Source organism: Halorubrum persicum (assembly GCF_002727125.1).
GTDB lineage: Archaea > Halobacteriota > Halobacteria > Halobacteriales > Haloferacaceae > Halorubrum > Halorubrum persicum.
On record NZ_NHOA01000009.1, the window covers coordinates 52,216 to 66,298 of the forward strand.

Here is a 14,083-nt window from a genome sequence, read left to right on the forward strand (position 1 = left end):
TAAAGGGTTTCATCGCGGTACGGAGAGGTGAGGCCGGGTGGCTTAGCTGGACATAGCGCCGCACTCATAGGGTTCGGAGATTCGGTGCGGTGACGCCTTGGAAGCGTCCGCGTCCTTCCCGTGGCTCCGCCGAGCCTCGGACCTGGGACATGCGGAGATCGTGGGTTCGGAGCCCACCCCGGCCACTCAGTTTTCTGTCTCGTCGTCCCGCCGAGCCGCGCCGTTCGTCGAGGACTGTCGAGTTCGTCGTCCGACTTCGTCTCCGAACGGCGCGGGCGTGGTCGAAACGCCTACCCATGAGCGACGCGACGGCGACCGTATGCAAGCGCGTGACCTGATGGAGACAGATGTCAAGACGGTCGCCCCGGACGACGACGTGGCGGACGTGTTCAAGAAGTTCGCTCGGTTCGACTTCAGCGGGTTCCCGGTCGTCGACGACGAGGGGGGGCTGGTCGGCGTCGTCACCGAATCCGACCTCGTCGACCTCTTCGAGCCGGACGACGAGACGCTGTGGATCCCGATCGGCCTCCCGCCGTTCGTCGACACGCTCACGTATCAGGTGAAGGCGCCGTGGGGCGATCTCGATCTCGGCGTCGACATGGTCCGGAACGCCGACCGCCCGATCTCGGACGTGATGAGCATCGACGTGGCGACCGTCTCGCCCGACACCGACGTGAACGAGGTGCTCGACCTGCTCGCCGGCGACGACCCGAACATCAACCGCGTGCCGGTCGTCGACGATGACGGAGCGATCGTCGGCATCATCGCCCGACAGGACGTGATCCGGGCGTTCCGCGACAAGCGCCTGACGTAACGCCGCCGCCCGTTCAGGGATCGACCCGGGACAGCCACGCCGCGGGGTCGTCGAGCTCGTCGCCGGTCGGGAGGTTCTCCGGGCGCTCCCAGACCGCGCTCGCCGCCTCGATCCCGCGGACGTCGGCGACCGCGCGGAAGAAGGCGGCGCCCCGCTCGTACTGCCGGTGCTTCAGGCCCAGCCCGAGGAGCCGGCGCGCGAGTCGCTGAACCGGGCCGCCCCCGCCCCGGCGCTCGTCGAGCTTCCGACGGAGGTCGGCGTACTCGCCGTCGAACGCGCGGTCCATCAACACCTCGGCGTACCCCTCGACCGCCGTCATCGCCGCCTGTAGCTCCGCGAACGGCCCGGTGTCGAGCGCGTCGACCGGCAGGCCGCCCGCGGTCAGCCCGTCACTGCCGGCGACTCCCTCCTCACCGCCGGCGAACCCCTCGATCCCGCGCTCGACCCGCGATTCGAGGTACTCGGGGAGCCACGGCGCCGCGCCGAACTCCGCCGCGTGCGTCACCTCGTGGAAGGCGATCCAGCGCCGGAACCGCGGGAAATCGACGTCGAGCGACGCCGCGACCGCGACGATGTTCGGGTGGACGAAGTAGAGCCCGTGGTCGGCGTCGGGCTCGTCGGCCAACAGGAGCGGGTCGTACTGGCCGAGCACGTTCCGCGCTAAGAACCCGAGCGTGAACGCCATGGACCCGGTGTTGGCGATCCGCGAGAGGTCCCGGGCGAACCCGCGCGTGAGGTCGCCGCCCGGCACCCCTGCGGGTCCTCCGGTCGGCTCGACGATCCCGCCGGTCGACTCGGAGATACCACCGGTCGGCGAAGTCGGTGAGCCGACCGACGCGTCGTCGCGCCCGGTCGCGGCCGCCTCGATCGGCGCCATCACGTTCCGAAACGTGTCGACGCTGGCGTCGATCCAGTGGTGCCGGTGCTGCACCTCGATCATGTCGGGCACGTCGAACTCGATCCCGGCGACCTCGCGAAGCCGGGAGCGCGCGTCGCATACGTCGGTCGCGTACCCCGCGCGATCCGCGTCGGTGAGCGCGAGCGAGCCCGGATCGGTGCTCGCCTTCGCGGCCGCCGCGGCCCGCTCCCAGTCGACGACGCCCGGCCCGCTGGCCTCGGAGACGGTCCGGAGGCTTCGGAGGATGTCCATACGGACCGGAGGGGGGCGCGCCTCAAGTCCCTTGTGTCGGTTGCGAGGGGAGAGCGAGCCCGTCGCGCTGCCCGGTATCGGCGGTTTCTTGCGACTCCCCGGATCAGCGAGCGTATGCGCGACGCACACAGAGCGTTCCTCGACGATCTGCTCGCGACCGCCAGCCCGTCCGGCTTCGAGACGCCGAGCCAGCGAGTCTGGACCGACTACGTCCGCGGGTTCGCCGACGAGGTCTCCGTCGACGCCTACGGCAACGCCGTCGCCGTCCACGAGGGCGATCCCGACGCGCCCACCATCGCGCTGACGGGTCACGCCGACGAGATCGGCTTCATCGTCCGCGACGTGCTCGACGACGGCTTCCTCCGGATCGCCCGGATCGGCGGCTCCGACCGCACCGTCTCGAAGGGCCAGCACGTCACCGTCCACGCCGACGAGCCCGTCCAGGGCGTGATCGGGCAGACCGCGATCCACCTGCGCGACCGCTCGGAGGACGAATACGAGGAGATCGCCGAGCAGTTCGTCGACATCGGCGCGGCCGACGCCGAGGCGGCCCGCGAACACGTCGAGATCGGGGACCCCGTCACCTTCTCGACCGAGGTTCAAGAGCTCGTCGGCGACCGGATCGCCGCCCGCGGGATCGACAACCGAACCGGCACGTGGGCGGCCGCGGAGGGGCTCCGGCGGGCGGCGGAGCGCGACGCCGAGGCGACCGTCTACGCCGTCTCCACGGTGCAAGAAGAGGTCGGACTGAGAGGGGCCCAGATGGTCGGCGTCGACCTCGACGCGGTGGACGCGTTCGTCGCCGTCGACGTCACCCACGCCACCGACAATCCAGACGTCGACAGCGAACACCGGGGGCCGGTCGAACTCGGCGCCGGCCCCGTGATCGGTCGCGGGAGCGCGAATCACCCGGTCCTCGTCGATCTCGCGCGCGACGCCGCCGGCGCCGACGGCATCGACGTTCAGCTACAGGCGGCCGGGTCGCGGACCGGCACCGACGCCGACGCCTTCTACACCGCCCGCGGGGGGGTCCCGTCGCTCAACATCTCGATCCCGAACCGGTACATGCACACGCCGGTGGAGGTGATCGACACGAGCGACCTCGACGCCGTGGCCGATCTCCTCGCCGCGATCGCCGACGGTGCCGTCGACGCCGCCCCCTTCGCAGTGGACGTGTGAGCGACGCGTCACGCCGGCGGCAGCGAGACAACTGGGCACGGTAAACCGGGGCACGGCGGGGTTGAAACGGAACTGTTTTACAATATCCTGCCATACCGGTAATTGCGTCGAACGGACGCGCGCTCTGGTGGTGTAGTCCGGCCAATCATATCACCCTCTCACGGTGATGACCTGGGTTCGAATCCCAGCCGGAGCATCCTTTTGCCGTCGTCGTTCTGTGCGTGTGAACTGATACCGCGATCACCGACGCCGCTTGCCGGAGGTCGATGCGAGTTGGAGCGTCGGTAACCCGCGTGATCCGAGGGACCGCACGGCGGCCGCCCGTCTCTGTTGTCGATCCGAGCGGTATATACCCACAATAGGTTTCAAATATACCGGAGGGTGAGACGCCCGGTGTCCCGAGCGGCAAAGGGGATCTCAAGCGCCTCTCGACGGCGGCCTTCGGAGCGGAGGTGACGGGAACAACGACGACTTCCCGGAGGTCGGGATCCCCGACACCCAAGCGAAACAGCGCCGGGTTCGGTCCAAGGCCGGCGACTACGAGACCCTCGTTCGGGGGCGCGAGCCGATCGACGGCGGCGAGGAGCTGCTCGGCGTCGCGCAGACCCCGGACGGCACCGACATCAACCAGGACGACTTCGCGGGGACGCAGTACGGCGCCGCGGCGACGAACCCCGACTGTAACCGGTTCGTCGCGACGGACGAGGAGGGAACCGAGGAGTACCTGTTCACCAACTGGGTGAACAGTCCCGGCTGCATCTCGCGGGTCTTCATCAGCCAGGACGCGGACGACGGGAGCGCCTTCACCCCCGCCACGCAGCCGGGCACGGTGACGGTCGCCGAAAGCGGCGCCGGAAGCGACGCCGACCAGTCGACCGGTGGCTCCGCGGCGGACGGGGCCGGCGCCGAGTCCACGGCGAACGACGTGCCGCGCTCGCCGGTCCTGCCCCTGATCGCCACCGGAATCGTAGCAGCCGCCGGCGCCCAGCGACGAGACTGACGGGAACAGACGCAGGTCGCGACCGGCGGTTCGCCGTGGCGGAGCGGCGATCCGTCGGGACGCGGCTCCGACGACCCGTCCGACGCGTCACCGGCCCACCATCACCGTTCCACTCCATGAGTTGGACAGTTCGACTCCCGAGAGCAATTCGGATACGGAAGATGGATCGCGATGCGCGGCGTGACCCGACGCGGTCGATCTCGAACGACGGTTCACCTGGCGGGGCAGGGGGAGTCGACGGCTGCGGTGCGCGGTTCGATGCCACCTTCTGTGGCGATACCTATAAGATTTATATACTATATGTGAAGATGATAGCTTGACGCAGTCAGCGCCGAACTCCCGATCCGGCGAACCGATCGCCGACTCACTCGTCGCCGTCGCCCTCGGACGCAGCCGTACAGCCGCAGCCGCCCCGTCGGATCAGCTCCCCGACCGGGGCGTCGGCCCCGCAGTTCGGGCAGACGGCGCGCACGTCGACGAGCACGTCGTAACCGTCCCGGTCCAGCTCGCCCGCGTTCGCGAGCGACGAGACGGCGGATTCGGCGACCGCCGAGACCCGGCCCTGGAGCTTCTCGATGGTCTCGACCTTCCGATCCGCCATATTTTCATCTGCCGCCGGGAGGCTCGCCTCGCGCTCCTGCGTGAGGTACGTGTGGATCGCTTGGTGGGTGACGAAGTCTCCGGTGAGCTCGTCGACGTCAACCCCCTCGCGCTCGAGACGGCGACGCGCCCGCGTCGACGACGATCCGGATTCCCCGCGGAGAGCGTCGTAGGTGGCCGACACGTCGACGCTGAGCGACGAGACGCCGACCTCGCGGAGAGCCGCCTCCAACACCGCCTGGTTGAACTCGTCGGCGAGGTCTCGCAGGCTCGTCCGCTCGCCCGCCTCGCCGGTCCACGCGGCCTCCAAGTTCGCGCCCATGTCGTCGAGACCGTACTCGCGGATCACCCGCGCGACCTTCGTGTTCGCGCCACTCGCTTCGGTGGTCATACCCGGGTTTCGGCCCCGAGCGTGACAAAATCATCGGTGTCCGGGCTCTCGACGGGACGAGAGATCTCCGATCGTGGTTGGATTATATTACATATTTCGTATGTTTTTGCGCATTAGACACTCTACGTAAGTGAGCGCCCGGGAGTTCACACGTCCTCTGACCCCACCCGACGGCACCGTTCGAGCGGCGGGAGTCGGAGAGTGTTCTCCCGTTCAGTACCCTTATTATACTCTCGCTCGCAATGCTGTACATGGCCTCTCATAAACCAGTCCCGGAGCCCACACAGTATCCGGATCCGGCGACGACAGACCACATCACGTACAACCCCTCGTTCGCGGAGCTGCGCGAGCTATCGGCGGACGAGGAGGTGACGACGGAGCACGGGTCGCCGTCGTACGTGAGCGACTACCGGTCGCGGAGCGCCGATGCGACGGCGAACACCGTCGACGACGACTTCGACGACGCCGATTTCGACGTGTTCGCGCGCGGGGTCGAGTGGGTCAACGATCCGGACAACGACGTGGTGTGCGTCGATCGGGTCGTCGGTCGACACGAAGAGGCCTCGTACGTGTGCCGGCTGTTCCTTCCCGCGGAGTACAGCCGGATCGCGCTCTCGTGGGCGAAGCTCCTCGAACCGGCACAGGGCCGACCGGCGGAGTTCGTCACGGTGCAGTTACCCGACGCGACGGACGATCCGAAGATCCGCGTCGATCCCGAAGCGGGCGTCACGACGGTCCTGGGAAGCGATTACACGGGCGAGGCCAAGAAGTCGTTCCTCCGGCTGTTCATGCGCCGTGCCAAACAGCAGGGCGGACTGGGCCTCCACGCGGGGAGCAAGCGCGTCACGCTCGCCGACGGCGACGACACCCGGACGGTCGGGCAGGTGTTCCTCGGACTCTCCGGCACGGGGAAGTCGACGCTGACCAGCCACGGGCTCTGGCTCGACGAGCCGGAGGGCGTCGAGATGATCCAAGACGACGTCTGCGCGCTCCTGCCGTCGGGGACGGTCGCCGGGAGCGAGGGCGGCGGCCTCTACGTGAAGACGATCGGGCTCGACGCGTCGGAACAGCCGGAGCTGCACAGCGCCGCGACCGACGAGAGCGCGGTCTTGGAGAACGTCGCGGTCGACGACGACGGCACGGTTCACTTCGACGAACCGCGGTACGGCCGCAACGCGCGGGCGACCATCCGCCGAGACCGGCTGGAGAGCTCGGCCGACGACATCGACTTGAATCGCGTCGATCAGGTGTTCTTCATCACCCGGAACCCCCTCATGCCACCGATCGCGCGCCTGGACCACGAACAGGCCGCGGTCGCGTTCATGCTCGGTGAGTCGGTCGAGACGAGCGCTGGCGACCCCTCGCGAGTGGGCGAGCCGATCCGGGTCGTCGGGACCAACCCGTTCATCGTCGGCTCCGAGGGCGGGGAGGGGAACCGATTCCGCGACCTCATCGCCGACCTCGACATCGAGAGCTACGTCATCAACACGGGCGCGGTGGGGACCGACGATCCGATCGACGTCGGCGTCGAGGAGACCGTCGCCGTCCTGGAGGGAGCCGCCCGGAACCGCATCGAGTGGGAGCGCGACGAGGACCTCGGGCTGACCGTCCCGAGCAGCGTTCCGGGGATCGACATCGGCCGGTTCGCCGTCGCCGATCGCGTCGACGACTTCGAGGCCGCTCGGGACGCGCTCCGCGAGGACCGCCGGGAGTACCTCGCCGGGTTCGAGGACCTCGACGACGAGATCCGCGACGCGCTGTACTAGCGGGCGCACCGGAACGCCCGAATCGGACGACTGCGGCGGGAGCGGTGAGCCGGGGGCTATGAGGGTTCATCATTACGCCCTTAGTTTTGTAATGTATCGACGCCGATGCGGCGGAGTCGTGAGAAGCGAACGGCGAGTCGCTCCGCGCGAGACGGAGGGTCAGTCGATGCTCTCGACGTAGGTGTACTCCTCGGAGAGGGCGGCGGCGTCCTCGGGCAGGAGCGCGGCGAGGAGGTAGTCGGCGTGCGTCCGGAAGTAGTCGACGACGCGCGCGATTCGGTCCGAGTCGATCGCCTCGAGCGAGTCGAGCAGGACGAACGGAACCGTCTCGTGGACGTCGTGGACGAGGTACCCCGCGAGCGCGAACACGAGCCCCGTCACCTCCCGCTCGCTCTCCGAGAGGTGGTCGACCGTGTCCTCGTAGGCGGTCCCGTCAGGCGACGAGCGGACGATGTGGAGGTCGAACCGAGTCCGGGTGACCTTCCGGCGCCCCTTGCGGACCTCCGTCTCCCGGCGCTCGATCCAGATCCGGTCGAGATTCTCGTACTCCAAGATGTCGAGGACCGTCGCCATATGCTTGTTGAACTCCTCGACGGCGTTCTCCTCGATCCGATCGACGCGCGTCCGCAGCTCCGTCAGTCGGTCGGCGAGCGCCTCGCGCTCCGCCTTCAGCTCCTCGCGCCGCTCGATCGCGGCCTCGCGCTCGTCGATCTCGTCGTCGATCTCCTCGATCTCGTCCTCGAGCCGCTCGATCCGGAGCTCGATCCCGTTCGCCTCGCGGTGGAGCTCCAGCGCCTCGTCGTAGCCGTCGACGTCGATCGACTCGGCCGCCGCCTCCAGCTCCTCGATCTCCGCCTGTTTCGACTCGATCTGCGCTTCTAACTCCTCGATTCGCGACTCGGTCGACTCGATCTCCGTCTCGACGGTGTCGAGCCGCTCCTCGGCGCGCTCGATCTCGCGTTGCGCCTCGCGGATCGACGACTGCTTGTCGGTGAGCTCCTGGATCTCCGCTCGGATCTCGTTACGCTCGTCGAGCTTGTCGGAGCGGAGCTCCCGAAGCCGGTCGAGGGTCGCTTCGATCTGGTCGGTTTCGACCTCGGACCCGCAGGTCCAACAGACCGTCTGGTCGCCCGCGGTCAGCGCGTCGGTCGGGTCGTCGCCGGGCGTCCCGTCGTCGATGTCGATCCCCGAGCCGTCCACCATGTCCTCGTTGAAGCCGATGACGCTCCCGAGCTCGTTGATGTCGTCGTCGAGCGAGCGCTTCCGGCGGCGCAGCTCGTCGATCCGGCCCGCGAGACGGTCCGGGTTCTCCTCGGGGGCGTCCGCCTCCTCGACCGTCTCTTGAAGCGTCTCGCGCTCCGATTGCAGCTCTGTAAGCGTCGAGCGCTCCGTTTCCAAGTCGAACTCGAGGTCGTCGAGGGCCGACCGAGCGTCGCGGACTCGCTGGAACGCCTCCTCCATCTCCTCCTTGCGCGTCCGGCTCTCCTCGACGCCGGCGTCGAGGTCGTCGAGCTCCTCGCGGACCGATTCGAGCTCGGCTCGTGCCGCCTCCAACTCCTCGATCTTCTCGCGGCGGTCCGCTTCGAGGTCGGGCAGGTCGCGTTCGAGGCTGTCGAGCGTCTCGATCTCGGACACCAGGTCGTCGCGTTCCCGCTTGCACTCGCGGATCTCCGCGTCGATCGCGTCGGTGTCGATCGGACGCATGATGATCTCGCGGAGGTCGTCGCCCCGCGCCACCGCCCGGCGCGCCTCGTTGTTCTCGAGCAGGAACGCGAACAGGTCGGCCAGTTCCGGGTCGTCGAGGTACGGGTCGCCGCCGAACGCGATGGAGTCACCGCGGCGCTGCAGCGTTCGGGTGTACGTCTCGTCGCCGAGTTCCAGGGTCACTTCGCCCTCCTCGGCGTCACCCTTCAGGGAGCTCTGCCGGCTTCCGAGTCCGGCCATCAGCGCCTGCAGGAAGGAGGTCCGGTTCGTCGCGTTTCGTCCGGTCAAGATCGACACGCCGTCCGGGAGCGTCACCGACGCCTCGTCGATGCCACCGATGTTCCGAACATCGACGCGGACGGCGGATTTCGAAATCTGAGACATCGATATGCGTTCAGAACGACGGTCGCGATGTTAAATCTATGCTTCGCGTGACGACCCGCGCGGCTTCGTGCAGCGACCCACGGCGCCTCGGCGACCGGGAGCCTCTCGTCGCTCCAGCGGTGGTTGCGGCCCGCCGAGACTGCCGGGGAGACGTTTCTGTGATCGAATAGTTCTAGGATATGTTAAGAGCCGAGAAACGTCGGCGACCCGCGGCCGGCGACATCGATCCGAACGGCGGAGCGAGTCGATCCGCGCCGAACGCCGCCGCGATCGTCTGTCTCGTCGGTGAAAAGGGCCGAAATCATAGGGATAATCGCACAGCCTACCATAATTAACTAACATGTGGAAAATACAACCGCAATTAAATTGCAAAGAAATAACGTGGCGTCACGGAGCAACGACAGATCGGCTTCCTCAGAGAATCGCCCGAAATGGGCGATCTGGCGAACAGCCATCGGGAGGGGTCCGGCTTTTGAGGAAAAAGTGTCAGAAGTAAAAATAATAACCTGAATTTATCATTCCGGAGTCAGACCGTCGCTCGGGCGATCGGATACTCCGACGGACCCTCCGATTTTCCCGCGAACCGCGTGGAGCCGACGGAGGGCCCCCGGCCCGAGCACGGAACGCCGCGGCGGTGCGGGGTTCGGGTCGGGTCGGGACGCCGGCCATCGTGTTCGCAAGGTTTAGTATGAGAGCCTGTCACGCATGTGGTAATGACGATTCTGCCGGTGGATACGGACGTCCTCGAGGACGTCTGTCGAGATATCGCCCAAGACAACTACGGGTTCGTGTACGTCGCGGACCAGAAGTCGGAGATCAAGGCCGGCTACGAGAACGCGGACGTCGGAACCCTCAACGCCGGATCGCTCGCCGCAAGCGACATGCGAAAGGCGCTCTCGGAGATGTCGGGTGACGAGTTCGTCGACCTCGAACAGCTCCGAGACGGGGTGTACTACGTCGACCCCTTCGGCGTGAAGGGGAACATGAACATCACTCGGGAGCTGACGAACCTGTTCGGCCAACGGCTGGTCGTCACCGGGGAGACGCTCCGCTCGCGGTTCTCGCTGGCGATCGACGACCTCGACTTCTTCGTCGACGAGCTCACCAACCGCGACTACCTCCGCCGCATCACGGCGGGCAAGCGCGACTACTACACGATCGGTCCGAAGCTCAAGGAGCACGCCGACGACGTGGGGCTGGACGCGCGGCTGGAACGCGAGGCGTCGAACGGGAAGATCGCCCACAGCGACCTCGAGAGCGTCATCGACGTGAACGCCACTTCCGACGTGATCAGGTACCTCGACCGGGAGGGGTACATCGTCGACCTCGACGGCGAGTACCTCGTCGAGGAGGCGATAGACGAGTACGCGGAGTTCCTCGCGGACGAGATCGAGGAGACGGTCGGCGAGGAGTTCGAGGGGTCGCACCACGCGCTGCGCGTCGGAGAGTTCGAACAGGTGGTCGAGAACGCGATCGACTCCCGGTTCGACGTGCTGTCGGCGGCGCGGAGCGTCCGGCCGGAGATACTCAGGGAGACGCGGTCGACGCTCGTCGACCGGCTGGGGCTCGCCGAGGGCCCGGAGATCGTCACGGTGGAGGAGCCCTTCGACCGGCTCGTCGACGAGCGGGCCCGCCGGATTCTCGGTGAGGTGAAGGGGAAGTACGACGTGTTCGCCTCTCCGTCGGAGTTCACCGAGCGCGCCGAAGAGCAGTTCGACGAACTCCGGGTCGCCCGCGACGACCGCGTCAATGAGCACGTCCGCGAGGCGGTGATCGACCGGTACGAGACCGTCGTCGCCGACGAAGAGTTCTGAAAGCCGATGGAATAATGTGGATTGACTGATTTATACAGACTCAACGACTACCGAATGACTCGCAAATATTCCTTCGAAACCAAGACGATCAACGGTCAGCAGTTTGTCATCGCGGACGGACGTGGTCAGTCCTCCGAACCGATCCGCGTCCGAGCCGACTGGATCGAGAGCGACGACATGGAGGGGAAGTGGGAGGATCTGATCAAACAGATCGTCCAGCCGGAGAACATCGACCAGATCGACATCGACGAGGGGCACGGCGGGATCAACCGTCGGGAAGCCGTCGAGGCGCTCGCCGGGGCGACCGCCGACGGAGAGACGATCGTGTCGAGCGAGCAGCAGGCCGACGTGCTCGTCGAGTACCTCGCGGAGGAGGACATCGTCGAGATCGAGGGCGAAGAGCTCGTGCTGTTCCGGGACCCCGACGAGGAGAGCCTCAACAGCGCGGCGCTGATGAACTGGGCGGCGCTGATGTCGGCGGTGATCGAGAGCATCGACGAACACCTCGAACGGGTCGAAGACGCGAAAGAGCGGTTCCAAGAGACCGTCGACACGCTCGAAGTCGAACAGCAAGACTCCGAAGAGCGCCTCTCGAAGACCGCACAGCGGATCCAGAACCTCGGTCCCGGACAGGGCGTCCCCGACCCGGACACGCTGAGCGACGAGGAACGCCAGGAGTACACCCAGCTCAAGGAGCACTACCTGTACCTCCAAGACATCGAGAAGGCGAAGTCGGAGAACTTCGTCGAGAACGTGAGCGCCGGCGTCGATCAGATCGGGATGGCCATCGAACGGCTCGAGGCCGCCCGCGAGGCGTACGACATGTTCCACAACAACACCCGGAAGGCGGCGCTGAAGAGCTCCGTGTTCCCGGAGGAAGCGCTGGAGTTCGTCGACAACGCCGGGAGCCTGATCAACGAGCTCGCCGGGCAGGAGGAGAGTCAGGCGGACGACGTCGCTGACGAGGACTTCGCCGAGATGATCGAGGAGAACCACGGCGAAGCCGTCCAAGAGCAGGCCGCGGAGACGGCGAACCTGGCCGAGACCGCAGAGGAGGCAGCGGGGTTCAAACGGTAGGATGTACGCCTCATCGTTTATCGAGGCGTTCGAGACCGTCGAGAGCGCCGTCGAGCGCGCGCTCTCGCTCGACACCTACCGGCGAGCGGGCCGGGTTCGCCGGATCCGGTCCGAGGCGGTGGCGGCGGTGGACGATATCGCCGAGCTGGCGACGGTCGCCGTGGCCGGGGTAGAGCTGTCGGGGTACGGAGAGTGGGAGACCGACGACACCGTCGAATCGGTTATCGCGGCCCGGATCGCGGGCCGCGACGACCCCGACCTCGCCGTCGAGGACATCGACCGCGCCGTGAGCGCCGATCGCCTCGTCGAGGAGGCGGGAACGGTTCTCGTCCCGTTGACCGAGGGCTCGGGAGCGATCCGAAACTGGTGGCTCCTGGCGGACGCGCTGCGCGACTGGCTCGCGGATCTGATCGACGACGCGAGGCGGCTTCACCGCCGCGCGTCCGTGGACGGATCTGACCTCGTGGAGACCGCGTTCTGGACGCTCCTGGACCGGCTGGTCGCGCTCCGTGAGCTGCTGGACGAGGCGCTGACGATGGGCGAGTTCGTGTACCGGTCGACCCGGCGGGAAACGTTCGAACTGCTCACCGACGTCGGTCGGATCGCGGGAACGATCACGGAGCGGACCCATGCTTAACATCAAGCCGATCGCGCTGTCGCAACAGCCGACCTCGCACGTCAAGATCGGCGATTCGAAGATCAGCGCGTCGACCGAGGTGGTGCAGCTGAAACACAAGGGGATCGGCGCGTACTTCTACGTCAACACCGTCGACGACCTGTTCAACGACATCGGGAACGAGGTCCGCGTCCACGAGAACGTCGAGCGGCTGTTCGGGGGGTTCGACCGGAGTCGGGACTTCCTCGTCGACACCGATGTCTCGATCGGGGAGGTGCCAGACTGCACGTCCGTCTCGATCCACGCGGAGACCGACGAGAGCGAACTGGAGGCGTTCCTCCGAGAGAGCAACTACCTCCTCCACCCGATCGAGGAGGCGGTCGAGCGCGGCGACCGCCTCGAGACGTTCGACCCGGTCGAGCTCGAGCCGTCCGGCTACAACACCCTTCGGGTGACCGACGAGACCGAGATCGAGTTCGTCGACACCGGGGAGTACCGGGAGCGGAAAGCGATGTCGGACTCCCGGTCGAGGGGGCCGGGAACGGGCGGACAGGGCCGCGGCGGGCAGGAAGAGGATGACGAGGCGGTCCAGGTGTCGCTCGAGCCGAAGAAGCCGACGGTCAGCTTCGAGGAGGACGTGGCCGGGCTGCCGGAGGTGAAACGCACGGCGGAGAATCTGCTGGCGCTGTTCGATCCCGACGTGCGCGACGAGGTCGTCGACCGCTACGGCGACGAGTTCGCCTCGCGCGGCAACAGCATGCTGCTGTACGGGCCCCCCGGCTGCGGGAAGACGCTCGTCTCTGAGGCGATCGCCTACGAGGCGAAGTACAACTCGAACATCGAGGAGAGCTACGGCGAGGTGAAGTTCCTCGAGATAAAGGGCAGCGACGTGCTCTCGAAGTACTCCGGGGAGTCGGAGAAGCGCGTGGAGGCGATCTTCGAGAAGGCGCACGGGATCGCTCAGGACGGGTTCGCCGTCCTCTTCTTCGACGAGGTCGACACGCTGATCCCTGACCGCGGCGACGACTCGCTCCAGCGCCACGAGCGCTCGCTGACGAACGCGTTCCTCCAGGAGATGAACGAGATCGAGGATAACCTGCTGGTGATCGGGGCGACGAACATGCCATTCACGATCGACCCGGCCGCGACCCGCCGGTTCCCGATCCAGCAGTTCATCCCGCAGCCGGAGACGGAGGTGATGGCGCAGGTGTGGCGAAAACACCTCGCGTCGATGCACGGGACCGACGAGATCGACTACGACCGGCTGGGCGAGCTGTCGACCGGATACACGCCGGCGGAGATCGCCGACCGGGTGCTCGGAAGCGAGCTCCAGCGCGAGTTCGTCGAGAGCGTCCACCTTCCGGACCGAGAGCCGATCGAGCCGACGACCGACTACTTCGCGGACCGGCTCGGCGAGACCGAGCCCAAGACGATCCGCCAGTACGTCGCCAGCGTCCGGACCCAGATCGACGACCTCGAAGGGTATCCGGAGCTGCGGCGGTACGTCGAGGAACAGGCGGAGCGACTGGACATGCGGCTAGGCAACGAGCCCTCGTCGCTCGAACAGCTGTTCGGCGGGGAGGAAGGC

Annotated in this window: 10 protein-coding genes, 2 tRNA genes and 1 pseudogene; 10 read left to right on the plus strand and 3 right to left on the minus strand. The window is 67.0% G+C overall.

Annotation, left to right across the window (positions count from 1 at the left end):
* The first annotated feature begins 31 nt into the window (after nt 1-31).
* Nucleotides 32-185, plus strand: a tRNA-Met gene (locus DJ69_RS01635).
* A 134-nt stretch (nt 186-319) separates the two neighbouring features.
* Nucleotides 320-814, plus strand: a complete 495-nt coding sequence (locus DJ69_RS01640; protein ID WP_099254007.1) for a CBS domain-containing protein — start codon at nt 320-322, stop codon at nt 812-814.
* A 13-nt stretch (nt 815-827) separates the two neighbouring features.
* Here the strand turns inward: DJ69_RS01640 and DJ69_RS01645 are convergent, their stop codons facing one another.
* A complete protein-coding gene (locus DJ69_RS01645) occupies nt 828-1,964 on the minus strand; it encodes a zinc-dependent metalloprotease (RefSeq protein ID WP_099254008.1) in 1,137 nt (378 codons plus the stop codon).
* Nucleotides 1,965-2,078: 114 nt separating this feature from the next.
* Here DJ69_RS01645 and DJ69_RS01650 point away from each other — a divergent pair, with 114 nt between their 5' ends.
* From DJ69_RS01650 to DJ69_RS19145, 3 genes and pseudogenes are all read left to right on the plus strand, one after another.
* Complete coding sequence (locus DJ69_RS01650; RefSeq protein ID WP_099254009.1) at nt 2,079-3,143, plus strand: M28 family peptidase; 1,065 nt, start codon at nt 2,079-2,081, stop codon at nt 3,141-3,143.
* A 121-nt stretch (nt 3,144-3,264) separates the two neighbouring features.
* Nucleotides 3,265-3,339 (plus strand) — tRNA-Glu (locus DJ69_RS01655).
* A gap of 175 nt (nt 3,340-3,514) precedes the next feature.
* A pseudogene (locus tag DJ69_RS19145) lies at nt 3,515-3,927 on the plus strand (alkaline phosphatase PhoX); the annotation flags it as partial.
* A 580-nt stretch (nt 3,928-4,507) separates the two neighbouring features.
* Here the strand turns inward: DJ69_RS19145 and rdfA are convergent.
* Nucleotides 4,508-5,134: a rod-determining factor RdfA gene (gene rdfA / locus DJ69_RS01665; RefSeq protein WP_099254010.1), complete on the minus strand. Its 627-nt coding sequence runs from the start codon at nt 5,132-5,134 to the stop codon at nt 4,508-4,510.
* 251 nt (nt 5,135-5,385) lie between these two features.
* Here rdfA and DJ69_RS01670 point away from each other — a divergent pair, with 251 nt between their 5' ends.
* On the plus strand, nt 5,386-6,900 hold the full coding sequence (locus tag DJ69_RS01670) for a phosphoenolpyruvate carboxykinase (ATP) (RefSeq protein WP_099254019.1): 1,515 nt from the start codon (nt 5,386-5,388) through the stop codon (nt 6,898-6,900).
* Nucleotides 6,901-7,059: 159 nt separating this feature from the next.
* Here DJ69_RS01670 and DJ69_RS01675 read toward each other — a convergent pair whose 3' ends face one another.
* On the minus strand, nt 7,060-8,988 hold the full coding sequence (locus DJ69_RS01675) for an archaea-specific SMC-related protein (RefSeq protein WP_099254011.1): 1,929 nt from the start codon (nt 8,986-8,988) through the stop codon (nt 7,060-7,062).
* A 713-nt stretch (nt 8,989-9,701) separates the two neighbouring features.
* On the opposite strand from DJ69_RS01675, the gene DJ69_RS01680 reads away from it, so the two are divergent.
* From DJ69_RS01680 to DJ69_RS01695, 4 genes are all read left to right on the plus strand, one after another.
* Entirely contained in the window at nt 9,702-10,802 is a 1,101-nt protein-coding gene (locus tag DJ69_RS01680; protein ID WP_099254012.1) for a hypothetical protein, read from the plus strand.
* Nucleotides 10,803-10,856: 54 nt separating this feature from the next.
* The gene (locus DJ69_RS01685; RefSeq protein WP_099254013.1) at nt 10,857-11,879 is read left to right on the plus strand and encodes a hypothetical protein; all 1,023 of its coding nucleotides are present in this window, start codon (nt 10,857-10,859) and stop codon (nt 11,877-11,879) included.
* 1 nt (nt 11,880) lies between these two features.
* Nucleotides 11,881-12,516 carry a hypothetical protein gene (locus tag DJ69_RS01690; protein WP_099254014.1) on the plus strand — a complete coding sequence of 212 codons (636 nt, stop codon included), beginning with the start codon at nt 11,881-11,883 and terminating at the stop codon, nt 12,514-12,516.
* Nucleotides 12,509-14,083: ATP-binding protein (locus tag DJ69_RS01695; protein WP_099254015.1), on the plus strand; the 1,575-nt coding region annotated here is incomplete at its 3' end. The genes DJ69_RS01690 and DJ69_RS01695, both read left to right, overlap by 8 nt.

What these genes read in the sequence shown, in the direction of transcription:
- DJ69_RS01640 (WP_099254007.1), top strand. Translation starts at nt 320, where the DNA reads ATGCAAGCGCGTGACCTGATGGAGACAGATGTCAAGACGGTCGCCCCG.
- DJ69_RS01645 (WP_099254008.1), bottom strand. Translation starts at nt 1,964, where the DNA reads ATGGACATCCTCCGAAGCCTCCGGACCGTCTCCGAGGCCAGCGGGCCG.
- DJ69_RS01650 (WP_099254009.1), top strand. Translation starts at nt 2,079, where the DNA reads ATGCGCGACGCACACAGAGCGTTCCTCGACGATCTGCTCGCGACCGCC.
- rdfA (WP_099254010.1), bottom strand. Translation starts at nt 5,134, where the DNA reads ATGACCACCGAAGCGAGTGGCGCGAACACGAAGGTCGCGCGGGTGATC.
- DJ69_RS01670 (WP_099254019.1), top strand. Translation starts at nt 5,386, where the DNA reads ATGGCCTCTCATAAACCAGTCCCGGAGCCCACACAGTATCCGGATCCG.
- DJ69_RS01675 (WP_099254011.1), bottom strand. Translation starts at nt 8,988, where the DNA reads ATGTCTCAGATTTCGAAATCCGCCGTCCGCGTCGATGTTCGGAACATC.
- DJ69_RS01680 (WP_099254012.1), top strand. Translation starts at nt 9,702, where the DNA reads ATGACGATTCTGCCGGTGGATACGGACGTCCTCGAGGACGTCTGTCGA.
- DJ69_RS01685 (WP_099254013.1), top strand. Translation starts at nt 10,857, where the DNA reads ATGACTCGCAAATATTCCTTCGAAACCAAGACGATCAACGGTCAGCAG.
- DJ69_RS01690 (WP_099254014.1), top strand. Translation starts at nt 11,881, where the DNA reads ATGTACGCCTCATCGTTTATCGAGGCGTTCGAGACCGTCGAGAGCGCC.